Here is a 23,849-nt window from a genome sequence, read left to right as displayed (position 1 = left end):
TCACCGCGCCGGACAGCCGCCGCCCGCGCGCCAGCGTTTCAGGCAGGCGCTATCCTGCGGCTGCACGAGCGGGACGAACCATTGCGCCTGTTGGCCGGCGATCAGCTGGCTCTGATCGATCCAGGTCCCGACCGCCGGAATCTCCGTCTGATAACGCACCTCCGCCGCGCCGGGCGCGGCGGTGAGGGTCGGTGTGGAGACGACGGGCTCCGGCCCGTAGATTCCTGCCGCCGTGGCGTCGCCGGCGCGACGGCCGCCGCTCACCAGCCAGAGCTGATTCTGCTTCGCGGCGGCATAGGGGAAGAAATCCGCGCGGCCGGTCGGCGGGTCGGCGACGCTGAACAGCGCCGAATCGATCTCGACCTTCAGCGGGGAGGGGGCGCCGGCGGGTGCGGCGAGAATATCGGTCCGCTGCACAGCATAGAGCGCGCCCAGCTCCGGCGTCGCCAGCTCCTCCGCCGTGGCGAGGCCGATGCGGCCGAGCGGCGTCTCGACGACGGCGATCTCGTCGCCAGGCGTCGCCCAGCCGCGCGCTGCGCCTGGATGAGTCGCGCGATAGCGGCCGAGAATCGTTCCCTCCGGCCCTGCGAGAGCGACGGTATGAAAGACGCGCTCGCCGGCCCGCTCGGGATAGCTCCCCGCCACATAGGCTCTATGGGCGCGGGCGAGCGCGGCGAGGGCGCGCTCGAAAGGGCCGTCTCGTTCTTCGGCGCGGGATTTTATCTCCTCGGGCGCGAGGCCAGAGGGGAGAGCGGACAGCTCGGGAAGGACGGTCAGCGCGGCCTTCGGCGGTTTTGCCTTCTCCATCGCCGACGGCCCCTCCGGCCATTGCGCGGCGACCAGCGTCGCCTTGCGTCGGGTCTTCGTGGCGTTGGCGTCGACAGGGCTGCGATGCAGCGCGAGCCAGGGCGCGTAGAGTTCCGGCCGCCGCAGGGCGAGCCGCTCGGCTCGGGGCGCGTCAGCGTCGGCGGGCGTGATCTCTGTGGCGTAGACGCCGTGAAGCCCGGGCAGCAGCTCCTCCGGCGGAACGACGGGCGCTTGCGCGAGCTTGTGGCCTTGCGGCGACCAAATGCTCGAGCCGCCATTGTAATAGAGCTGGCCGCCGGTAATCGGATTGGTCTCGACGCCGCTGCGCGTTGCGCCGATGACGAAGACGCCGTTCTGCGCGCTCATATATTGGACATTGGCGACGGTCGAGTGGTCGCCCTTGGATTGCGCGGCGGGCGTTCCCGGCGTCACGCGATCCGAGACGGAATGCCAGGCGATGATCTGCGCCCCGCGCAAGGCCGCGAGCCGCGCATATTGCCAATAAGTGTCGTCATAGCAGATCAGCAGCGCGATGCGGCCGATCGGCGTGTCGAAGACCGGAACGCCCGTGTCGCCGGGCGCGAAGACTTTTTGATCCTGCGGATTGAGGCCGTTCTTGCGATATTTGCCGATTATGCCCTTCGGCCCCAGCAGCACGGCGGTATTATAGGCGAGGCCGGTCTCGGCGTCGCGCTCGGCTATGCCGACGCTCATATGCAGTCCCGTCCTCGCCAGCACGGGAAGCAGAGCTTTCGTCGTGTCGCCGGGGATGGTGTCGAGATAGGGCGCGATCTGCGAGGGATCGCTGAACAAATAGCCGCTGACCGCCGTCTCCGGAAAAACCGCGAAGCCGACGCCCTGGCGCGCGACCTCCTCCGCCGCATCGGCGAGACGACGTATGTTGGCGTCGAGCGAGCCCCAGGCGGGGATGAAATCCACCGCGGCCACTTTTATGGAATGCGCGGGCGTCTGCGCGGCGAGATCTCCCGCGCAGAAGACGGCGAATAGAATAGCGACGAGCCTCTTCCACCACATGCGCATCTCCGCGGGATGCGAACCGGCCGCTGCGGCGGGTCCTGCGCATGAGATATCGGGCGCTATCGGCTCACGACCGCGCTCGAGACGAAACTTTCGTCACGGCGCCGGCGGCGTCATTTGCGACGCTTCTGCTTCGCGCGCTCGACGCGGCCGCGGCCCGAGAGCCGGCCGCTCTTCATCGGCGCCGCTCTGCGCGAGCCGCCCGCCACCTCGAAGCGCAGGGCGCCGGCGATCGGCGTCGCCTCGACGAGCCGCGCCTCGATGATGTCCCCTAGGCGAAAGCTCTCGCCCGAGCCGCTGGTCAGCGCATGGCCGGCCTCGTCATAGCGGAAGAATTCGCGCCCGAGCGTCGCCGCCGGAATGAATCCGTCCGCGCCCGTGTCGAGCAGCCGCACGAACAGCCCGGCGCGCGTCACGCCGGAAATGCGCGCGGGAAAACGCGCGCCGATCTGCTCGGCGAGATGCGCGGCGATGAGCCGATCGATGGTCTCGCGCTCCGCCGCCATGGCGCGCCGCTCGGCGCCGGAGATGCGCGCCGCGACTTCCGCCAGCTCGCCGGCGGAGACCTCCGGCATGGCGCCGGGGCCGAAATTCAGCGCGCGAATGAGCGCGCGATGGACGATGAGATCGGCATAGCGGCGAATGGGCGAGGTGAAATGCGCGTAGCGGCGCAGATTGAGGCCGAAATGGCCGTAATTCTCATTTGTATATTCGGCCTGCGCCTGCGTGCGCAGAATAATCTCATTGACGATGTTCTCATGCTCCTTGCCGCGCACGCGCGCCAGGATGACGTTGAAATGCGAGGGCCGCAGCACCTGGCCCTTGGCGAGCTTCACGCCGATCGTCGCGAGAAACTCCGAGAGCGCCGCCACTTTCTCGCGCGAGGGCTCGTCATGGGCGCGATAGATGAGCTGCTGACGATTTTCCTCGAGGACTTCCGCCGCCGCCACATTGGCGAGGATCATGAACTCCTCGATCAAGCGGTGCGTCGAGAGGCGCGGCGGCACGACGATTCGATCGACCGTGCCATCCGCCTTGAGCAGGATCTTGCGCTCGGGCAGCTCCAGCTCCAGCGGCGCGCGCAGCTCGCGCGCCTGATCCGCCGATTTATAGGCGCGAAACAGCGGCTCCAGCACGCCGCTCATCAGCGGCGCGCAAATCTCGTCCGGGCGTCCGTCGAGCGCCTCCTGCGCCTGCGCATAATTGAGCTTGGCCTTGGAGCGCATCATCACGCGATGAAACGTATGGCCGATCTTATGGCCCTTGTCGCTGATGCGCATGCGCACGGCGAGCGCCGGCCGATCTTCGTTCGGCTTCAGCGAGCAGAGGTCGTTGGAGATGCGCTCCGGCAGCATGGGCACGACGCGATCGGGGAAATAGACCGAATTGCCGCGCTCCAGCGCATCCTTGTCGAGCGCCGAATGCGGGCGGACGTAGTAGGCGACATCGGCGATGGCGACGGTGACGATATGCCCGCCTGGATTGTCCGCGGCCATGTCCGGCTCGGCGAAGACGGCGTCGTCGTGATCCTTGGCGTCGGGCGGATCGATGGTGACGAGCGGCAGCTCACGCCAATCTTCGCGATGCGATTCGAGCCGCGCGGGCAGAGCGGCGGCGGCCTCGGCTGCCGCCTCGGCGCGGAACTCGTCCGGCACGCCATGCACGCGCAGGGCGATCATGCTGATCGCCTTCTCGGTGGCGAGCGAGCCGAGCGTCTCGCGCACACGGGCGCGCGGCGCGCCGAGCCGCGTTTTGCCGATGAGGTCGACGGAGACGAGATCGCCGTCCTTGGCCTCGCCGCGATCCTCCGCCGCTATGGTCAGCTCGCGGCCGGCCTGCTTCTTTTCGACCGGCTCTATATGCGCCACGCCATTGGCGGCGACGCGCAGCACGCCGATGACGCGCGCCCGCGCCTTGGACAAGAGCTTCACCACACGCCCGGCATAGGGCGGATCATTCGGGCCGGCGTCATGGTCCGGCTCGGCGCGGACCAGAGCGCGATCGCCGACGCCGGGCAAAGGCTCGCCGGGCCTCGGCCGGCGCGGCGCCGAAATGCGGATGCGGGGCGGCGCGCCGAGCTCGTCCGAGTCCCATTCGGCCGGCGCGGCGATCAGCTCGCCGTCATGATCGCGGCCGATGATATCGGCCAGCACAACGGCGGGCAGCGCGCCCGGCTTGGCCAGCCTCTTGCCGCGCCGCTCCACCGCGCCTTCGGCTTCCAGCTCCGCCAATATGCGCTTCAGCCCGATTCGGTCGGCGCCTTTGACGCCGAAAGCGCGCGCGATCTCGCGCTTGCCGATTTTTCCCGCATGGCCGGCGCGGCTCATCGCCTCGCGCTCTCGCGCGATGAAGGCGAGAATATCCTCGCGGGAGGGAAGGGCGGCGGGAGGCGAGCCGAGCTCGCGGGTTTTTTTCGTCAAAGTCGATCTCGAAGGCCGCGGAATTGTCCGGGCGGCCGGCGCCGGCATGTCGTCATATACACGCCAATAGGCTCCGCGTCGCCGAAAGCGCGTCGAGGCGCCGCCGCGTCCATTCTGCTCCGTTTACGCTTTCTCGAGGTTATCGAACGTCAATTGCAATCGTTCGGATCGGTTTAGAGCCGGATGAGAAATTTGCCGTAAGCGTAGCTAATCTGATTTCCACCCCAACCTCGAGAGTTTCAAATGCGGCCAATAAGGACGTCGGGGCGGTCGGCGCTGTCCTTCGCGCGAGATCGGCGCGGCAATGTCGCCATCATACTTGGACTTACCTTCGTGCCGGCGGTCATGATGATCGGCGCTGGCATCGATTATGGGCGCATCGCCGCGGCGCGCGGCTCGCTGCAGCAGGCGGCGGACGCGGCCGTGCTCGCGGTCGCCAAGGGCATCGTCAGCTCCACCACCGATCAGCAGGCGCGCAGCCAGTCGCAGGTCTATCTCACCACCAATTATCGCAACGCCACGGCGACGGTGACGTCGGCGGCCATCGCCACCGATCGGCTGTCGGTCTGCATCTCTGCGCAGGCGCAGGTGGCGACCACCATCATGCATATTACCGGGCAGGCCTCCATGTCGACGCAGGTGACCTCCTGCGCCGCGCTGCAAGGCGGCATCAGCCAGACCGACACTTACGAGATCTCGTTGGTGCTCGACAATTCCGGCTCGATGACCCGCAGCACCAGCGGCACGACGAAGATTCAAGCGCTGCAGACCGCCGCGACCAGCTTCGTCAATACGATGTTCACCAAGGCGCCGAACCGTGTGAAATTTGCCATCACGCCCTTCGCCGCGGCGGTCGTCGCCGTCGATCCGACCAGCGCATCGACGCGCAATGTCGCTTGGGTCGACAAGAAAGGGGCCAATTCTCAGCATTGGATCGCCTTCGGCGGTCAGACGGCGGCCACGGCTGCGGGATTCAGCAGCCGCTTCGACATTTTCACCAAGCTCAAGGCGATCAATTCGTATTGGGATTGGGGCGGATGCTTCGAGCAGCCGGTCTACCCGCTGAACGTCTTCGATACGACGCCGAACCCTTCGGATCCCGAGACGCTCTTCGTTCCCTATCTCGCGCCCGACGAGCCGGATTCGGGATATGACAACGACTATCTCGACGACGATGGCTCGGTGACGACGACGACGCGAACGACCACGAGCAAGGGCAAGGGCAAAAAGACGACGACCACCACCACCACTTGCTCGGACGTGGCGAGTGGCGACTGGAACGAGCTCACCCATGTCTGCAAATACAATGTCACAACCGCTGCGGGAGGCGGCGACGGCCCCAACAGCTATTGCCCCGATTATTCGACGCAGACGATCATGCAGCTGACCTCGACGCAGTCCACAGTGACGTCGAAGATCAGCAACCTCGTCGCCAATGGCAACACCAATCTCCACGAAGGCTTCATGTGGGGGTGGCGCACGATCTCGCCCAGCCAGCCTTTCGCCAGCGGACGCCCCTATTCGTCGCCCAACAACCACAAGGTGGTCGTGTTCATGACCGACGGCTTCAACAATTGGGCGAGCGCGCCGGGAACCGTCACTGGCTCCGACTATGAGGCGGCCGGCTACTACAGCTACAATGGCGCGAAGAACAAGCGTTTCCCCGACGGCTCCACGGGGAATAAGGTCGATTATCAGACCGCTCTCAACGCCGCTTCCGGCAGCTGGTCGGATTATCACGACAAATCGCGCGAGATGCAGGACGAGCTGACGCTCGAGGCCTGCACCAACGCCAAGGCGGCGGGCATAGAGATCTTCACCATCGGCTTCTCGATCCCGAGCGATCCGATCGACGACGAAGGCCTGACGCTGCTGAAGAATTGCGCGACCAACAAGGACCATTATTTCGCAGCGACCGACGCGGCGAGCCTCAACCTCGCCTTCTCGACGATCGGCACGGGGCTCGGCTCGCTGCGGCTGACGCAGTGAGGTCGGCGCGGCCGCCTTTTCGGCGGCCGCCTCCCGCTCACTTCCCCGAGGCCGCCTTTTTCGTGGGCTTCTTGGCCGGCGCCTTGGCGGCGGCGGGTTTTTTCGCCGGCTTCGAATCCTCGAAGGGAACCTCGTCGCTCTCTTCTATGTCCTTCTTGGCGGCGGTTTTTTTCGCCGGAGCCTTGGAGGCGGGCGCTTTGGCCTTGGCGGCGGGGGCCTTTTTGGCCGGCGCCTTCTTGGCCTTCACCGGGCCGCCCTTCTCCTCGATGAGACGGATCGCCTCATCCAGCGTCACATCTTCCGGGCTCATATTCTTCGGCAGCGTGGCGTTGACTTTGCCGAGATTCACATAAGGCCCATAGCGGCCGTCGCGCAGCGTGATCGCGCCGCCTTGCGGATGCTCGCCGAGCACGCGGCCGCCGCCAGAGGGCGCGCCATTCGCCTTGGCGGCCAAAAGATCGACCGCCTGCTGCACAGTCAGGCTCTCGAGATCGGTTCCCTTGGGAAGGGTGGCGTTGACCTTGCCCCAATTCACATAAGGTCCGAAGCGCCCGCTCTTCACCGAGATTGCGCCGCCCTGCGGATGGTCGCCGAGCGTGCGGCCCGGGTCGGAAGCGCGGCCGAAGCGCGAGCCGCCGCCGCCGCTCTCCTTGGTGACGATGAGATCGATGGCGCGATTGCCGCCGATCGAGAGAATATCGTCGTCGCGGCCGATATTGGCGTAGGTCTTCCCGTGCTGGACGTAAGGCCCGAAGCGGCCGATGCCGGCGACGATCGGCTCGCCGCTCTCGGGATGCTTGGCCACCTCGCGCGGCAGCGACAGCAGCCGGATCGCCTGCTCGAGGGTCAGCTCGTCGGATTTTATGCTCTTGGGGATGGAGGAGCGCTTGGGCTTCTCGCCCTCCTCGGTCGCCTCGCCCTCCTGCACATAGTCGCCGAAGCGGCCGCCGCGCAGCGTGATCTCGGCGCCGCTCTCCGGGTCCTGGCCCAGCACCTTCACGCCCGGCCGCGCGCCCTCGGCGGCCTCGCCGGTGGGCGGCGAGAGCGTGCGGGTGAAGCGGCATTCGGGATAGTTGGAGCAGCCGATGAAGGCGCCGTATTTGCCGAGCTTCAGCGACAATTGGCCGGCGCTGCAGGCCGGGCAGGCGCGCGGATCGGAGCCGTCGGGCTTGGCCGGGAAAATATGCGGCCCGAGCAGATCATTGAGGCTGTCGAGCACCTGAGTGGTGCGCAGCTCCTTGGTGCCGTCGACGGCGCCGGAGAAATCGGCCCAGAAGTCGCGCAGCACCTCTTTCCAGTCGATCTCGTTATTGGAAACCTTGTCGAGCTTCTCCTCGAGGCCGGCGGTGAAGTCGAACTCCACATAGCGGGTGAAGAAGCTCTCCAGAAAGGCCGTCACGATGCGACCCTTGTCCTCCGGCACGAGGCGCTTCTTGTCGAGCCGCACATAGTCGCGCTCGCGCAGCACGGCCAGAGTCGAGGCGTAGGTGGAGGGGCGCCCGATGCCGAGCTCCTCCATGCGCTTGACCAGAGTGGCCTCCGTGAAGCGTGGCGGCGGCTCGGTGAAATGCTGGCTGGCCTCGATCTTGTCGCGCGTCGCCGGCTCGCCGGGCTGCATCGCCGGCAGGCGGCCGCCATCCTCGTCCTGATCGTCGTCGCGGCCTTCCTGATAGAGCTCGAGAAAGCCCGAGAAGCGAACCACCTGGCCAGAGGCGCGCAGCTCGAGGCTCCGCTTGCCGACGAGGGCGTCGATGTCGACAGTGGTGCGCTCCAGCTCTGCCGATTCCATCTGGCTGGCGATGGTGCGCGTCCAGATCAGCTCATAGAGCTTGGCCTGCTCCGGCTCCAAATGCTTGGCGACATGCTTGGGCAGGCGGGAGAGCTCGGTCGGGCGGATAGCCTCATGCGCTTCCTGGGCGTTTTTGGCCTTAACCGTATATTTGCGCGGAACCTTCGGCACGAAGCGATCGCCATATTCCTTGGCGATCACATTGCGCGCCGAGGCGATGGCCTCGGGCGCCATGTCGACGCCGTCGGTTCGCATATAGGTGATGAGGCCGGCGGTCTCGCCGCCTATGTCGACGCCCTCATAGAGGCGCTGTGCGATGCGCATGGTCTGCGCCGGGGCGAGGCCGAGCTTGCGCGAGGCCTCCTGCTGCAGCGTCGAGGTGGTGAAGGGCGCGTAAGGGTGCCGCTTGACGGGCTTGGCCTCCACCGAGCGAATGGTGAAGGCGGCGCTCTCCAGCGCCTTTTTGAAATCCTCGGCCTCCTGGCCGGAGCCTATGTCGAGGCGGGTGATCTTCTTGCCGTCGGCGCCCGAGAGGCGGGCGGTGAAGGGCTCGCCGGCCTTGGTTTTCAGATGCGCGATCAGCGACCAATATTCGCGCGTGACGAATTTCTCGATCTCCAGCTCGCGGTCGCAGACGAGGCGCAGCGCCACCGATTGCACGCGGCCGGCCGAGCGCGCGCCCGGCAATTTGCGCCACAGCACCGGGGAGAGCGTGAAGCCGACGAGATAGTCCAGCGCGCGGCGGGCGAGATAGGCGTCGACCAGCGCCTGGTCGATCTCGCGCGGATTCGCCATCGCCTGCTTGATCGCGTCCTTGGTGACGGCGTTGAAGACGACGCGCTCGACGCGCTTGCCGCCGAGCGCCTTCTTCTTCTTCAATATGTCGAGCAGATGCCAGGAGATGGCCTCGCCCTCGCGATCCGGATCGGTCGCCAGAATGACCGTGTCGGCGCTCTTGACGGCTTCCGCTATGGCGGAAATGCGCTTGGCCGATTTGGCGTCGCTCTCCCATTTCATGGCGAAATCTTCGGCCGGATCGACCGAGCCGTCCTTGGGAGGCAGGTCGCGCACATGGCCGTAGCAGGCGATGACATTGAAATCGCGGCCGAGATATTTGTTGATCGTCTGGGCCTTGGCGGCCGATTCGACGATGACGACGTTCATCGAGCAGTCCTTCAGAAATCCGGTCGCGGGCGGCTCGCCGCTAGGCTTCGCCGGGGAGCCCGGCCCGCGTCGGGGCGCGAACATGGGCAAAAGGGGGGCGTCCTGTCAAATTGGGGCTGAGACGGCCATCCGGCTCGCCCTCCCGGCGGAGACGTGGGCTCCGGCATGCGCAAGCGCACATTTTCGTCTCTTTCCAGGCGCTATGCAGGGGCGAATGCGGGGCGGAGCGGCTATAGTCGGGCGCGAGAAGGCGCGGCCGAGGTCGCGTCCGGCCCCCGAATGATTTTCTTGGACGGAAAGAATTCGTCATGGCCCGATCGAAATTCACCACCGACGATCTCGGCGCGGCGCTGGAGGCCGGCGTCATAGACGCCGACGCCCATCGGCGGCTCGCGCTTTTCCTCGCCGAGCGCGGAAGCGCGGGGGAGGGGGCGCCGCGCTTCGATGTCGTCAATGTGCTCTGGTATATGGGCGCGCTCATCGTCATGGGCGCGATGAGCCTGTTCAGCACCACCGCCTTCGGCCTCTGGGGTCCGCGCGCGCTGATGATCACCTCGCTGGCCTATGGCGTCGGCTTCGCCGCCGCGGGCGGCTGGCTGTGGCGGCGACGCGGCTTGCGCACGCCCGCAGGGCTGCTGGTGACATGCGCCGTCTCCATGGCGCCGCTCTTCGTCTTCGCGCTCCAGTTGCTCGGCGGTCATGATCCGACCGAATCCGTCCCCTATCACGACTTTTATGTCTGGGTGCGCGCGAGCTGGCTGCCCATGGAGCTGGGCACGATCGCCGCGGCGCTGCTGGCGCTGGCTTTTTTTCCATTTCCTTTCCTCACGATGATCATTGCCTTCACGCTATGGTTCATGTCGATGGATCTGACGCCCTGGCTCGTCGGCCGGGAGTCTTTCACCTTCGAGCAGCGCGCCAATGTGAGCCTCGCTTTCGGCGCGCTCGTCATCGCCGCCGCCTGGCTCGTCGATCTGAAGCGCTGGCGCGGCGGAGACTTCGCCTTTTGGCTGCATCTTTCCGGGCTTCTCGCCTTTTGGGGCGGGCTGACCGCGCAGCACAGCGGCGACGAGATCGGCAAGGCGCTCTATTGCGCGATCAATCTCGGTCTTCTCCTGCTGTCGCTGGTGCTGATGCGCCGCGCCTACGCCGTGTTCGGCGCCTTTGGAGTGACGCTCTATCTCGGTCATCTGGCGGCCGAGGTGTTCAAGGACTCGATTCTTTTTCCCTTCGCCCTCTCGGGGATAGGCGTCGCCGTCATCGCCGCCGGCCTGCTGTTTCATCGCCATGGGCCGCGGCTCGGCGCGGCGATCGGCGCGTCTCTGCCCGATTATGTGCGGGGATTGCGGCCCGCCCATGCGCGGGAAGGGGTTTGAGGGGGCGCAAAGGCGGGCGGTATCGGCGATTGCGCTTCGCCGGCGGCCAGTCTATATGGAGAGCATCCCCCGCATGGTAATCCGTAAAAATCGCGGCTTCGGCCCCGCGGCGCGGGATCGGCTTATCTCGCGCATCTTAAGGAGAATCGATCGATGAGCACCGCTCCGCTCATGCCCAAGGCGACCGCCGTCTGGCTCGTCGAGAACACGTCGCTCGCCTTCGACCAGATCGCCGATTTCTGCAAGCTGCACCCGCTCGAGGTGAAGGGAATCGCCGATGGCGAGGTCGCCGCCGGCATTCGCGGGCTCGATCCGATCACCTCCGGCCAGCTCAGCCGCGAGGAGATCGGCCGCGGCGAGCGCGACCCGGCCCATCGGCTGTCGCTGTCCGTCTCCAAGGTCAAGGTGCCGGAGGTCAAGCGCCAGCGCGGGCCGCGCTACACTCCGCTGTCGCGCCGCCAGGACCGGCCCAACGCCATTCTCTGGCTGGTGCGCAACCATCCCGAGCTGAAGGACGCGCAGGTCATGCGCCTCGTCGGCACCACCAAGAGCACGCTGAAGGCGGTGCGCGAGCGCACCCATTGGAATTCCGCCGCTCTCGCGCCGATGGATCCGGTGACTTTGGGCCTGTGCTCGCAGATCGATCTCGATTTCGAGGTCAATCGCGCCGCCAAGGACCGTCCCGTCGCGCTCGAGGAGCAGGGCCAGACGCTGCAGCCGGCCGAGATCACGACCGCGCCCCATCACGAGCCGACGACGACCGAGGACGTGTTCGGCAAGCGCCCGCCCGCGCCGCCCGTCGAGGAAGAAGATCATTTCGACGCCGATCGTGTCTTCGGCCGGATGAAGAACCTCGATTTCGACGATTGAGGGGGGGCGCGACAATCTGGCGCATTTACCGCAGGCGGCGCCCTGTGATTATGTGTCGACAGGTTCAGCCTCAGTCGGCTCGCGGATGAGCATTCTGAAGGAGGGGCCAAAAAAGTAACGCCAGCGACTGGCGGTCGCCGGCGTTACATTAGGACGATTGGTCTGGGAGCTCGCGGACAGAGACCCCCGGCTTTCGCGTCCGATCAGGGGGATAAGTCGATCGATTCGGCTTATTTGAAATAGAAGCCGAGAATGCCGCCCGCGAGGGCGCCGACGACAGCAGCGGAAAGCGTGTTTGCGACGCCGCCGAGGCCAGCAGCGCCGAGGCCGCCGAGCAGAAGGGCGCCGACGCCCGCGAAGATGTAGACGGTGGTGTTGATCTCGAAGTCTTTTTCAGCCATCGATGTCACTCCTCTGGTTTCCAGAACGTCCCGCCTTATCGTTCGAGCGGTGGCGGGTACGCTCTTGCCCCTCTCTGCGGGGATGTCTTTTCGACGATGGTGAGCCTAACATAACCTTGTCGACTGTCCAGCGCGCTCGGAGCGCGGATTTTTAAAAATTTGCGGCCTTTTTCCCTCCTCGAGGCAAATCAAGCGCTTGGCGCGGTGCCTGCCGATACGGCCAAAATCCCCGAAAAATAGCAGGGCGACGCGATGCGGCTTGGAATGTCCATGCTCGCGCGCTTATATCCGCCCGCATGACAGCCGAATCCCCTTCACGCGACTTTCGCTCGCGACTGCGCGCCTTCGACGCGCTGCGGCCGCTTTTTCCCTATGCCTATCGCTACAAGGGTCGAATCGCGCTCGCGCTGATCGCTCTCGGCGTGGCGGCGGTCTCCACGCTCACTCTGCCGCTCGCCGTGCGCGGCATGATCGATCACGGGTTCTCCTCCGACGACCCTTCCGCCGTGAACGCCTATTTCGGCGCGATGGTGGGCGTCGTCGCGATTCTCGCGCTCGCTTCGGGCACGCGCTATTATCTGGTGATGACGCTCGGCGAGCGAATTGTCGCCGATCTGCGCGACGATTTCTTTCGCCATCTCACATCGCTGGACGCCGGCTTCTACGACCGGACGAAAACCGGCGAGCTGACCTCGCGCCTCACGGCGGACACGACGCAGCTCAAATCCGTGTTCGGCTCCTCCGTGTCGATCGCATTGCGCAATCTCTTCATGTTCGCCGGCGCGATCGTGATGATGGTGCTGACGAGCCCCAAGCTCACCGGCGTCGCGCTTGCGGCGATTCCTTGCATCGTCCTGCCGCTCATCGCCTCGGGGCGGGTGATGCGACAACGCTCGCGCCATGCGCAGGATCGGCTGGCCGCGGCCAGCGCCTACGCCACGGAAAATCTCGCGGCCGTGCGCACCATGCAGGCGTGCAATGCGCAGCAAGTCGCGGCCGAGCGATTCGGCGCCGCCGCGGAAGGCGCCTATACGGCCGCGCGCGACGCCACGCAGACGCGCGCCATCGTCACTTCGGTGACGATCTTTCTGGCCTTCGGAAGCGTCGTCGCAATGTTGTGGCTGGGCGCGCAGGATGTGCTGGCGGGCCGCATCACCACGGGCGTTCTCTCGCAATTCGTGCTCTACGCCGTGCTGGCGGCGAGCTCGCTCGGAGAATTGTCGCAGGTCTGGAGCGAGGTTTCCGCCGCCGCCGGCGCAGCCGGCCGCATCGGCGAGATTCTCTCCATCCAGCCGGCCGTCGCCGCGCCTTCCGCTCCTCTCCATCTGCCGAAGCCCGTTCGCGGCGGCATCGCCTTCGAAGATGTCGGCTTCTCTTATCCCTCGGGCTCGGGACGGGCGGCCTTGGATGGGCTGAGCTTTTCTGTCGCGCCGGGCGAGCGCATCGCCATCGTCGGCCCATCCGGCGCCGGCAAATCGACCGTGTTCCAATTGCTCGAGCGCTTCTACGATGTTTCGCGGGGGGCGATCACGATCGATGGCGTCGATCTTCGCGCGCTCGATCCGATCGATCTGCGTAGCGCCATCGCGCTCGCGCCGCAGGACCCGATCGTCTTCGGCATGAGCGTCGCCGAGAACATCGCCTATGGCCGCGAGGGCATCTCGCGCAGCGCGATCATCGAGGCGGCGAAGCGCGCGCAGGCGGCGCAATTCATCGAGGCGCTGCCGCAGGGCTATGACACGGAGATCGGCGAGCGCGGCGTCACACTCTCCGGCGGCCAACGCCAGCGCCTCGCCATAGCGCGCGCCATTCTCGCCGATGCGCCGATCCTGCTGCTCGACGAGGCGACCTCGGCGCTCGACGCCGAGAATGAGGCGCTGGTGAAAGAGGCGCTGCATGATGTGATGCGCGGCCGCACCACGCTCGTCATCGCCCATCGGCTGGCCACAGTGCTCGAGGCCACCCGCATTCTGGTGATGAGCGAAGGCCGCATCGTGGAGCAGGGGACTCATGCGAGCCTCGTCGCCGCGGGCGGCCTCTATGCGCGGCTGGCGCGGCTGCAATTCGACACGGGCGCGGAAGCGGCGGCGCTGGAGATGGCCTGACGCCTTTTCCCCGGCCCGGATCGAGTTTTCCACCGCCGGCGCGCGCCGATTTTGCCTTCCGTCATATTGGTGCTATGAGCACGCGCCAACCCGGAAGACGGCCCAAGTCGCCGTCTCTTCGTCGTCCGGCCTCGAGCATGGCCGGATTTTGCGCCCCCGAGGGAGTTGGCTTCATGACATCATACGCACGACCGCCGTTGCACGAGGCTCTGACCTTCGACGATGTGTTGCTGCGTCCGAGCCATTCGCTGGTGATGCCGTCGCAGGTCGACATATCGACGCGGCTGACGCGCGACATAACGCTCAACCTGCCGATCATCTCCTCGGCCATGGATACGGTGACGGAGGCGCGCCTCGCCATCGCCATGGCGCAGGCCGGCGGATTGGGCGTCATCCACCAGAACCTCACGCCCGCCGCCCAGGCCGCCGAGGTGCGCAAGGTCAAGCGCTATGAGAGCGGCATGGTGGTCGATCCGATCACCATCTATCCGGACGAGACGCTCGCCGACGCGCTGGCGTTGATGGCGCGCTATGGCATTTCCGGCATTCCGGTGGTCGAGCGCGGCCATGGCGAGAGGCCCGGCAGACTGGTCGGCATTCTCACCAATCGCGACGTGCGCTTCGCAGACAATATGCGAGAGCCGGTCGCCGAGCTGATGACGAAGCAGCTCATCACCGTGCGCGAGGGGGTCGATCAGGAGGAGGCGCGCCGCCTCCTGCATCACCACCGCATCGAGAAATTGCTCGTCGTCGACGAGGATTATCACTGCGTCGGCCTCATCACGGTGAAGGACATAGAGAAGGCGACGCTGCATCCGCACGCCGCCAAGGACGCCGAGGGGCGGCTGCGCGTCGCCGCCGCCGCCACGGTCGGCGATCGCGGCTATGAGCGCGCGCTGCAATTGATCGACGCGGGCGTCGATCTCATCGTCATCGACACGGCCCATGGCCATTCGCAGGCGGTGCTCGATCAGGTCGCCCGCATCAAGAAATTCTCCAACAAAGTCTCCATCGTCGCCGGCAATATTGCGACGCGCGAGGCGACCAAGGCGCTGATCGACGCCGGCGCCGATGCGGTGAAGGTCGGCATCGGCCCCGGCTCCATCTGCACGACGCGAATCGTGGCGGGCGTCGGCGTGCCGCAGCTCACGGCGATCATGGACGCCGCCGAGGAGGCGTTCAAAGCCGGCGTGCCGGTCATCGCCGATGGCGGCGTCAAATATTCCGGCGATCTCGCCAAGGCCATCGCCGCCGGCGCTTCGGTGGTGATGATCGGCTCGCTGCTCGCGGGCGCCGAGGAGGCGCCGGGCGAAGTGTTTCTCTATCAGGGCCGCTCCTTCAAATCCTACCGCGGCATGGGCTCTGTCGGCGCGATGGAGGCGGGCTCCGCCGCCCGCTATTTCCAGCAGGACGTGAAGGAGAGCCTGAAGCTGGTGCCGGAGGGCATAGAAGGTCGGGTGCCGTATCGCGGGCCGGTCGCGCCGATCCTCTATCAGCTCGCCGGCGGCTTGCGCGCCGCCATGGGCTATGTCGGCGCGCCGACCATTCCCGAGTTCCAGACCAAGGCGGAATTCGTGCGCATCACCAACGCCGGCCTGCGCGAGAGCCATGTCCATGACGTGACGATCACGCGCGAGAGCCCGAACTATCCGACCGGCGGAGCCTGACATGCGCGCGCTCGTTCTCGGCGCGGGAGCCGTCGGCGGCTATTATGGCGGACGGCTCGTCGAGGCGGGCGCGGATGTGACTTTTTTCGTGCGGGAAGCGCGGGCGCAGCTCCTCGCCGAACGTGGGCTGCGGGTCGAGAGCCCTTTGGGCGACATGAATCTCGCGGCGAAAGCCGTCTTCGACCCGAAGGCGCTGACGCCTTTCGATCTCGTGATCCTCACTTGCAAGGCCTATGATCTCGAGGAGTCCCTGGAGACCGTCGCCGGCGCCGTCGGGCCGCGGACGGGCGTGTTGCCGCTACTTAACGGCTTTGCGCATCTCGATCGCATCGCGGCGCGCTTTCCCGAGGCGAATGTCTTCGGCGGCGTGGCCCAGATCAGCGCGACGCTCGCCGAGGACGGCGTCGTGCGTCACTTCGGCGAGCGCAACCGCTTGATTTTCGGCGCGCGAGACGGCGGACCGGAAGAGCGGCTCGCGGCGCTGGAGGCCATTTACGCGCGCACCTGCGTCGCGGCGACTTTCGTCGACGATATCGAGGGGCGGCTCTGGGACAAGTTCGTGCTGCTCGCGACGCTCGCGGGGATCACCTCGCTGATGCGCGCGAGCGTCGGAACCATTCTGGAGACAGTCTCGGGTGAGCGCCTCATCCGGCTTTTGCTCGCGGAATGCGAGAGCGTCGCGCGCGCGGAGGGCTGGACGCCGTCGCCCGAGCTTCCGGAACTCTTGTCTATATTATTCGTGCGCGGCTCCGCTCTCAAAGCCTCCATGCTGCGTGACATCGAGCGGGGAGGGCGCACGGAGGGCGAGCATATTCTCGGCGACATGCTGGCGCGGGCGCAGCGGGCAAGGCTAGAGACGCCGGTGCTGGAGATCGCAGCGACGCATGTGCGGGCCTATGAGGCGAGCCGGCGCGCGGCCGGCTGACGGCACGGATTTCGCGTAAATCTCGGCCTCTTCGGCGAAAGGCGCCGCAGACCGGGGATTTGAGACAATGAGCGATCCGAGCGCGAGCCTCGCCAAGGCGGAAGAACAGGTGCTCGCCGCCGCGCGGCGCAATTTCGACAGTTTCTTCCGCTGGATCGCCTTCCTCGACGAGTCGATCAAAAAGGATATCGGGCCGAAATTCGGCGTCGAGCTGGCGCTGAAGGCGAGCGCCGTCGAGCAGAAGGTGATGGGCCTGCTCTTCGTCTCGCGCCCGCTGAAGGAGCCGCTGCCGCTGCCCTTCGAGATCGAGGGAACCTCGATCCGCTTCGGCCATCCGAAATTCGAACGCGACGACGAGGCGACCGGCGAGAAAACCACGCGCTACGACGTCTCCACCATCGACGATGTGAACCGCATTCTGGGCGATGTGGTGCAGGACTTCATCGGTTGAGCCGGACGCGTCTGGGCTGAGCCGGTCTGGGTATGGCATGTCGATTGCTATCTAATTCTGAGACAAGCAATCAGACGGGTCCTGGCCCTTTCACGGGGAGCCCGGCCCTTTGTCGGAGATCGGACATGCTGCCGCAAGTCGTCCTGGTCGATGGCGTCCCCAGATGCGTTATTCGCCCGACCGATCAGAAAGCGCTCGACCGCTTCGTGCGCAATAGCAGGAAATGGCTTCAGGCCGGCAATGCCGAAGCCAAATGCACCTACCGCCCGGCCGATGACACGGAGAGGGCGGTTTGGACGGACGCTTTCGAGCTGCACAAGGCCGCCGGCTCGGATGAGGAGAGCTTTTTCGGCATTCCCCTCGTCGCCGCAGCGGCAATGGCGGCGGCTCCGTCCGAATAGCCCGACTCATACGATCTGATCGGTTTGCGCGGCGTTGGCCGCTTTCCTTCCCCCCGCTCGCAGGGGGAACGCCCCGAACCTTCTGCCGAACTCGTATCAGTCGACGTTGCAGCGGATCGGGGCTGGCGGTTGCGCCGTTCCGGTCGCCGCCTGCACGGCGGCGGCCAGGGCCATCGGACAATTGGCGCAATCGTGACCCGCGCAGCCTGCGCAAGGGGAGGGCGCGGCCGCCGCCTGAGCCGGGGCGGAGGCGCCCGTGAGGTTCTGCGCATCGGCTGGCTGGTCGCCCGCGGCGGCCAAGGCCGAGCCGGCGATCAGCAAAGCGGGCAGGGCGAGAGCAAAGGATTTCCGCATGGCGCCTGTCCTCAATGCTGGCCGGGCGCGAGCTTCACGCCGCGCCGCTCGAAAGTGATGTAGGAGACGAGCGCCGTCATGCGCGGATCGTCCGGCGGAAGATTGGCTCCCTGCAGCGGATTGCGAATGCACCAATTCACCATCTCGAAGAGCTGCGTCACCTTGCCGAGCTGCTTCTGGAATTTGGGATAGGTCTCTGGGTGCGTGTTGGCGGCGTTGGGATGGCATTGCGCGCAGGCGACGCCATTGGTCCCGAGCGCGCCGCTCGTCCATAATTCGCGGCCCTTGGCCGCCACCTGCTCGAACTCCTTCTGATAGCGCTCGACATCTGTCTTGGTGAATTCATCGGCGCGCGCTGTCGTCGCGCCGAAGGCGGCGAGACCGAAAGCGAGAAGCAAGGTCGAGCGAAGCATGGCGAACTCCGATCAATAATGGGTTTGCGGCAGACGGTGCTGCGTCGGCTCCTGATAGGCGATATCGACCGGGTGGCCGGCCTTGTGATCGAAGGCGACGGTGCGCTGGTCATTGTCCCAGAGCTGATAGCGCGCGGTGACGCGGCCCGAGCCTATGTCGATCAGCTGCCAGCCGGTGGCGTCGCGCTCGAAGAAAGGATCGGCGCGGTTCATCGGAATGGTGAGCACGGGCAGATGGCTCTCGGCTTGCGCATAGCTCTGCGGATAGGGCCAGGGCCAAGCGGTGGCCATCACCGAATTGAAGCTGATGTTGCCGATCTGATTGTACTGAATCTGGTGAACATGGCCGTAGATGACGTTGACGCTGTCGAAGGGCGCGAGCAGCGCCTGCACCTCCTCGGCGTCGTCGGTCCAAAAGTTCCAGCCCTTGTAGATCTTCTGCAGCGGCGAATGGGAGAAGACGACGAGCGGCGTCTTCTTGTCCAGCTTGGCGAGATCATTGGCGAGCCATTTGCGCTGCTTGTCGCCGACCATGAAGGGCGAGCCATTGGGATTGTCGAGCCCCGCCATCTCCAGCATGCGCTGCTCGGCCGTCGGCCAGCGATGGAAGGTCCATTGCTCGCTGGTCAAAATCGAGTTCAGCACGATGAAATGCACGCCCTTATGGTCGAAGCTGTAATAATGCGGACCGTAGAGCTTGCTCCAATAATCGCCGAGGTCGAGATAATAATCATGCTCGCCCATGACGGCGTGCAGCTTGCCTTTCAGCTTGGAGAGAATCTCGGCGCCGTGGTCGAGCTCCTCGCGCTTGCCGAGCTGGGCGAGATCGCCGCCGAAGATGACGAAATCGGATTCCGGCTTCACCAGATTGGCCTCGGCGACGGCGCGCTTCAGCCCCTGATCCCAATTGCGCACGAAGCTCGCGCCTTTGATCTGCTGAATATGCGCGTCGGAAATATAGGTGAAGGTGAAATCCTCGCGCGTGCCGCCGAAGGCGAGCGTGACCATGCTGATCGGCAGAGTGGTCAGCGCCGCGCTGGCGCCGGCTCCCGCCAGCACGCTGCGCCTGGTGATGAATTCGCTCATCTGCTCGGTTCCCTTATCGTGACCGCGTGGCGCGGCGCGCTCATCTCGTTTTGGCGCCGAAATAGGCCGGCGTGGTGAGCGTTTCCATGAAGGCGACGAGATCGTCCATCTGCTGCTCGGTGAGATTCAGAGGGCGAATGCCGCCGGAGAGATAGTCGTTCACCTGCGCCGGATCTCCCTCGCTGCGCCCGCCATTATTATAGTGCTTGACGACATCCTTCAGAGTTTTCAGCGAGCCGTCGTGCATATAGGGCGCTGTCACTGCGACATTGCGTAGAGTCGGCGTCTTGAAGGCCCCGATCACATCGAACTGATCGGTGACGGCGAAACGGCCGAGCTCGGACGTCTTGGGGTCGGTGAGCACGGCCTTGTCGACGTCCGCGCCTTTCGCCTTGGCGGTCAGAAATTCCGCCGAGAGACGAGGCACGTCGAATTGCGCGCGATTGATGCCGACGCCGATATTGTGGAAGCGATTATCGGTGAACAGCGCCTGATTCTGCTCGATCACATGGCAGGAGACGCAGCGCCCCTGGCCGACGAAGACCTCGAAGCCGCGCTTGGCGGCCTCCGATATCGCATTCTCCTCATTGCCGAAGCGCCAGCGGTCGAAGGGCGAATCGCCGGAAATAATCGTGCGCTCATAGGCGGCGATGGCCTTCTTCACCTCCTCCATCGTCACGCCGTCGCCGGTCTTGCCGAAGGCCTTCTTGAAGAGCACGACATAAAAGGGATCGGAGCGCGCTATGGCGAGGATCGGCTCATGCGTGGCCAGGCCCATCTCGACAGGATTGAGGAAGGGATGCTGCGACTGATCCTCGAGCGAGGCGGAGCGTCCGTCCCAGAACAGCGTCGTGAAATAGGCGGAGTTGATGACCGTCGGCGCATTGCGCGTGCCGGTCTTCTTGCTGATTCCGTCGGAGGCGCGAATCCCCTCGGAGGTGCGCAACGGGCTGTCGGTGAAGGCGTGGTCGTCCTTGTGACAGGTCGCGCAGGCGACCGTGCCGTCGGACGAAAAGCGTAGATCGTGGAACAGACGATTGCCGAGCGCGATCTTGTCGCTGGTCTGCGGATTGTCCTGTGGGATCGGGACTGGGGGCAGGCCCAGCGGCTCGGCGAAACCGACGCTCGCGAAACCAAGCCCCGAAAGACTGAGCATTGCCGCGAGCAGTGTCGCGGCGCGCTTGCGCACGGCCATGTCTTCCTCCCCGAGGTCTTCGTCGCGCCCTGTCGGATGGACCCGCTTCTCTCATCGGCGCGACGGCCATGATCCTGCCTGGAATTTTTCTGATCGGCAAGGCTTCTCATGGCTCGGGGCGGGCTTTTGTCTTTGCCTCGGCCAGCAACTGCAGCTGTGCAGCGCAAAAATATTTCCGCGTTCGGGGACGAGAACAATAACTGCGACGGAGACGATGTCGCCAAAGCGACATAATCGAGAAAATAGTAGAGTTATAGTTGCAATTACATGATTTCTCGCAATTTCCTGCATTATTGCCTTTGCCCGAGAGCCCAGCTTGTGGTAGGCGGGCGGCGGTTCGGGCCGAGGCTGTTTCGCAGCGCACGCTCGTTTCCCAATCGGAGGAGCCCTCGGAAAATGTCACGTGCATTCATCGCCACGCTGAGCGTGATGGCGCTGTTCCCGTTCGCCGCTATCGCGGGCGATCTGCGGAGCGACGCCAACGCCGTCTTCAAGCCGATCACCCCGGCGGCCGCCGCCAAGGCCGTGAAGAACAACGACCTCACACCCGCCAAGATCGAGCTCGGCAAGCAGCTGTTCTTCGATCCGCGCATCTCCTCGAGCCAGCTCATCAGCTGCAACTCGTGCCATAATCTGAGCCTCGGCGGCGTCGACGCCGGCTCGACCTCTATCGGCCACGGCTGGCAGAAAGGCCCGCGCCGCGCGCCGACCGTGCTCAACGCCGTGTTCAACGTCGCCCAGTTCTGGGACGGCCGCGCCGAGGATCTGAAGGCCCAGGCCAAGGGTCCGGTGCAGGCCGGCGTGGAGATGAACAATACGCCCGCCAATGTCGAGGCGACGCTGAACAGCATTCCGGGCTATGTCGCTTCCTTCCAGAAGGCCTTCCCCGGCGACAATAAGGCCGCCAACTTCGACAATTTCGCCAAGGCGATCGAGGCTTTCGAATCGACGCTGGTGACGCCGGGCTCGCGCCTCGACAAATTCCTCGGCGGCGACGAGGCGGCGCTGGACGCGACGCAGAAGAAGGGCCTGCGCCTCTTCATGGACAAGGGGTGTAGCGGCTGCCACGACGGCGTGAACGTCGGCGGCGGCAATTACACGCAGTTCGGCGCCGTGGCGAAGCCGGCGGCGGCCATTCTGCCGGAAGCGGACAAGGGCCGTTTCAACGTCACCAAGAGCCCGGCTGACGTCTTCTCCTTCCGCGTCGCGCCGCTGCGCAATGTCGCGCTGCGCGCTCCCTACTTCCACACCGGCCAGGTGTGGACGCTGGAGGAGGCGGTCAATGTCATGGCGAAGTCGCAGCTCGGCGTCGAGCTCGCGCCCGACGAGACCACGGCCATCGTCGCCTTCCTCGGCGCGCTGACCGGCGATCAGCCCAAGGTCGAATATCCGGTCCTGCCGGGGCGCACCAATGCGACGCCTCAGCCGCAGCAGGAGCTCGCCGGCAAGCACGCTCACTGAGCCGCTTTTCGCGCCAACGATACCAGAGCCTCCGCGCATCACTGCGCGGAGGCTTTTTCTATGGCTCGCGACATTCTACCTTCGCCCATCTCGCCTATGGCGAGGCTATTGCGACTGGAGCCGCGCCATGGATCTCTCACCAATTTGGACACACGCTCGAATTTCGACCCGATCGCGCGTTTTTGCCGGAGCGTCGGTCTTGCCGCTCCTCTGCGGCCTCGTCGGCCCCGCGCTGGCGGAGGCGCGGAACCCTTTCGCCGCCATCGGCCATATCGTCGTGATCTACACGGAAAACCGCAGCTTCGATAATGTCTTCGGCCTCTATCCCGGCGCCGATGGGCTCGGCATAGGCGCGGATCGCTTCGCCCAGGTCGATATCGACGGCAAGCCTTTCGGCGAATTGCCGCCGATCCGCGGCGATAAGGGCGTCGACGCCCGCTTTCCCGCCATTCTTCCCAATGCGCCTTTCGCGATCGACGCATTTTTGCCCAATGCGGAGAAGACGCCCGATCTGACGCATGATTTCTTCCAGGAGAAGGAGCAGATCGACGGCGGGAAGATGGATCGCTTCGCGGCCATTTCCGGCGCCGGCGGCTTGGTGATGGGCTATTACGACGGCCGCTCGCTCGCGCAATGGCGCCTCGCGCAGGAGTTCACGCTCGCCGATCATTTCTTCCACGGCTTCTTCGGCGGCTCCTTCGTCAATCACATGTTCCTCGTCTGCGCCTGCGCGCCGACCTTTCCATCGGCGCCGCCGTCGCTGATCGCCGAGGTCGACGAGGCCACCGGCCTGCTCGCCCGCGCCGCCGACTCGCCGAAGAGCGCTCGTATCGGCCCGCCGCGCTACAAAAAGTCCGGGCCGGTGACCAGTGACGGCTTCGTGGTCAGCACGATGCAGCCGCCGACCCCGCTCTCGCCGCTCGAAGCGCCGTCTGGCGTCGGCCTGCCGCCGCAAACGCAGCCGACGATCGGCGATCGCCTCTCCGAAAAGGGCGTCTCATGGGCGTGGTACGCAGGCGGCTGGAACGATATGCGGGCTGGACGAATCCGTCAGCGCGAGGCGCCGGAATATTTCCAGACGCATCACCAGCCTTTCGTCTATTTCGCCAATTTCGGACCCGGAACGCCGGCGCGCGAGCAGCATCTGAAGGACGCCGAGGATTTCTTCGCGGCGGCTGAGGCGGGGACGCTGCCCGCCGTGTCCTTCTACAAGCCGGTCGGCAAATTCAACGAGCATCCCAATTACGCCGATCTGAAGACCGGCGACGCGCATCTCGCCGATGTTGTCGCGCGGCTGCGGCGCAGCCCCAATTGGAACGACATGCTGGTCATCGTCACCGCCGACGAGAACGGCGGCGCCTGGGATCATGTCTCGCCGCCGCAAATCGACCGCTTCGGCCCCGGAACGCGCGTGCCCACGCTGATCCTATCGCCCTTCGCGAAAAAGGGATTCGTCGACCACACGACCTATGACACCGCGTCGATTCTGGCGACGATCGAGACGCGCTTCGGATTGGAGCCGCTCACCGCGCGCGACAAGGGCGCCGCAGACCTGCGCAATGCGTTGGATACTGTGGTTCCGGAGCCGGCGAGAGCCGCCCGCTGACCGGCGCCGCGCCGCGGCTCAAGTCATTCTGTCACAGCCCGGATGGGGAGGGCTACCCGAGGCTGTGGCGCCTGATCTATGGGCGCTGCCGAAATTTATAAGCACTGAATTAAAAGGATTTATTGCCGAGTCATCGGGCGCCTGCGACAAAGGCCGCGGGTGGGAGCGCCCGAAAGTGCGGCGCCGCATAAACTGCCTGATCGTGTGCTTCATACCATTCTATAGATTATTTTGACCTACCCCATTGGATATTGTCATTACGAGGCGGAACGGAAATGGTTGCGGCTCGCCGAACGAGGGCGTTTTGGATGTTTTGGCGCTGGGAGGCGCC

At 65.3% G+C, this 23,849-nt stretch carries 18 protein-coding genes; 10 read left to right on the top strand and 8 right to left on the bottom strand.

Features of this window, described 5'->3' with window-relative positions; genetic code table 11:
- Complete coding sequence (locus tag EDE12_RS11150) at positions 1-1,842, bottom strand: nitrilase-related carbon-nitrogen hydrolase (protein WP_245275773.1); 1,842 nt, start codon at positions 1,840-1,842, stop codon at positions 1-3.
- Positions 1,843-1,958: 116 nt separating this feature from the next.
- On the bottom strand, positions 1,959-4,265 hold the full coding sequence (rnr, locus tag EDE12_RS11145) for a ribonuclease R (RefSeq protein WP_026598815.1): 2,307 nt from the start codon (positions 4,263-4,265) through the stop codon (positions 1,959-1,961).
- Between the two features lie 243 nt (positions 4,266-4,508).
- Here rnr and EDE12_RS11140 point away from each other — a divergent pair, with 243 nt between their 5' ends.
- Entirely contained in the window at positions 4,509-6,254 is a 1,746-nt protein-coding gene (locus EDE12_RS11140; RefSeq protein ID WP_024880186.1) for a TadE/TadG family type IV pilus assembly protein, read from the top strand.
- 37 nt (positions 6,255-6,291) lie between these two features.
- Here EDE12_RS11140 and topA read toward each other — a convergent pair whose 3' ends face one another.
- The gene (gene topA / locus EDE12_RS11130; protein ID WP_026598814.1) at positions 6,292-9,207 is read right to left on the bottom strand and encodes a type I DNA topoisomerase; all 2,916 of its coding nucleotides are present in this window, start codon (positions 9,205-9,207) and stop codon (positions 6,292-6,294) included.
- A gap of 308 nt (positions 9,208-9,515) precedes the next feature.
- On the opposite strand from topA, the gene EDE12_RS11125 reads away from it, so the two are divergent.
- Both EDE12_RS11125 and EDE12_RS11120 read left to right on the top strand, forming a co-directional pair.
- Positions 9,516-10,583, top strand: a complete 1,068-nt coding sequence (locus EDE12_RS11125) for a hypothetical protein (protein WP_026598813.1) — start codon at positions 9,516-9,518, stop codon at positions 10,581-10,583.
- Between the two features lie 153 nt (positions 10,584-10,736).
- Positions 10,737-11,453, top strand: a complete 717-nt coding sequence (locus tag EDE12_RS11120) for a cell cycle transcriptional regulator TrcR (RefSeq protein WP_024880183.1) — start codon at positions 10,737-10,739, stop codon at positions 11,451-11,453.
- 230 nt (positions 11,454-11,683) lie between these two features.
- Here EDE12_RS11120 and EDE12_RS21860 read toward each other — a convergent pair whose 3' ends face one another.
- Positions 11,684-11,854 (bottom strand): hypothetical protein, encoded by a 171-nt coding sequence (locus tag EDE12_RS21860; RefSeq protein WP_018265471.1) that lies wholly within the window; start codon positions 11,852-11,854, stop codon positions 11,684-11,686.
- A 296-nt stretch (positions 11,855-12,150) separates the two neighbouring features.
- Between EDE12_RS21860 and EDE12_RS11115 the strand changes: the two genes are divergently transcribed.
- The 5 genes from EDE12_RS11115 (at position 12,151) to EDE12_RS11095 (ending at position 17,403) form a co-directional block, all read left to right on the top strand.
- Positions 12,151-13,959, top strand: a complete 1,809-nt coding sequence (locus EDE12_RS11115) for an ABC transporter transmembrane domain-containing protein (RefSeq protein WP_036290945.1) — start codon at positions 12,151-12,153, stop codon at positions 13,957-13,959.
- Positions 13,960-14,132: 173 nt separating this feature from the next.
- The gene (guaB, locus tag EDE12_RS11110; RefSeq protein ID WP_024880181.1) at positions 14,133-15,626 is read left to right on the top strand and encodes an IMP dehydrogenase; all 1,494 of its coding nucleotides are present in this window, start codon (positions 14,133-14,135) and stop codon (positions 15,624-15,626) included.
- A 1-nt stretch (position 15,627) separates the two neighbouring features.
- Positions 15,628-16,551: a ketopantoate reductase family protein gene (locus EDE12_RS11105; RefSeq protein WP_026598811.1), complete on the top strand. Its 924-nt coding sequence runs from the start codon at positions 15,628-15,630 to the stop codon at positions 16,549-16,551.
- A gap of 67 nt (positions 16,552-16,618) precedes the next feature.
- Complete coding sequence (locus tag EDE12_RS11100; RefSeq protein WP_026598810.1) at positions 16,619-17,002, top strand: hypothetical protein; 384 nt, start codon at positions 16,619-16,621, stop codon at positions 17,000-17,002.
- Positions 17,003-17,127: 125 nt separating this feature from the next.
- Positions 17,128-17,403: a hypothetical protein gene (locus tag EDE12_RS11095; protein ID WP_024880178.1), complete on the top strand. Its 276-nt coding sequence runs from the start codon at positions 17,128-17,130 to the stop codon at positions 17,401-17,403.
- Positions 17,404-17,499: 96 nt separating this feature from the next.
- Here the strand turns inward: EDE12_RS11095 and EDE12_RS11090 are convergent, their stop codons facing one another.
- From EDE12_RS11090 to EDE12_RS11075, 4 genes are read right to left on the bottom strand one after another with little or no spacing between them, the layout of a single operon-like run.
- The gene (locus tag EDE12_RS11090; RefSeq protein WP_026598809.1) at positions 17,500-17,757 is read right to left on the bottom strand and encodes a hypothetical protein; all 258 of its coding nucleotides are present in this window, start codon (positions 17,755-17,757) and stop codon (positions 17,500-17,502) included.
- 11 nt (positions 17,758-17,768) lie between these two features.
- Complete coding sequence (locus tag EDE12_RS11085) at positions 17,769-18,170, bottom strand: cytochrome c (protein WP_024880176.1); 402 nt, start codon at positions 18,168-18,170, stop codon at positions 17,769-17,771.
- A gap of 12 nt (positions 18,171-18,182) precedes the next feature.
- Positions 18,183-19,256, bottom strand: a complete 1,074-nt coding sequence (locus tag EDE12_RS11080; RefSeq protein WP_026598808.1) for a metallophosphoesterase — start codon at positions 19,254-19,256, stop codon at positions 18,183-18,185.
- Positions 19,257-19,296: 40 nt separating this feature from the next.
- Positions 19,297-20,451 carry a cytochrome c peroxidase gene (locus EDE12_RS11075; RefSeq protein WP_026598807.1) on the bottom strand — a complete coding sequence of 385 codons (1,155 nt, stop codon included), beginning with the start codon at positions 20,449-20,451 and terminating at the stop codon, positions 19,297-19,299.
- A 396-nt stretch (positions 20,452-20,847) separates the two neighbouring features.
- Between EDE12_RS11075 and EDE12_RS11070 the strand changes: the two genes are divergently transcribed.
- Together EDE12_RS11070 and acpA are read left to right on the top strand one after the other, a co-directional pair.
- A complete protein-coding gene (locus EDE12_RS11070; protein WP_026598806.1) occupies positions 20,848-21,912 on the top strand; it encodes a cytochrome-c peroxidase in 1,065 nt (354 codons plus the stop codon).
- A 199-nt stretch (positions 21,913-22,111) separates the two neighbouring features.
- Positions 22,112-23,518, top strand: a complete 1,407-nt coding sequence (acpA, locus tag EDE12_RS11065) for an acid phosphatase (RefSeq protein WP_245275771.1) — start codon at positions 22,112-22,114, stop codon at positions 23,516-23,518.
- The last annotated feature ends 331 nt before the right edge of the window (positions 23,519-23,849 follow it).

The sequence above is a fragment of the Methylosinus sp. sav-2 genome (assembly GCF_004366495.1).
In the GTDB taxonomy this organism is placed as follows: domain Bacteria; phylum Pseudomonadota; class Alphaproteobacteria; order Rhizobiales; family Beijerinckiaceae; genus Methylosinus.
The sequence above is the reverse complement of the archived record's forward strand: the minus strand, read 5'-3'. Positions and strand labels throughout refer to the sequence as shown.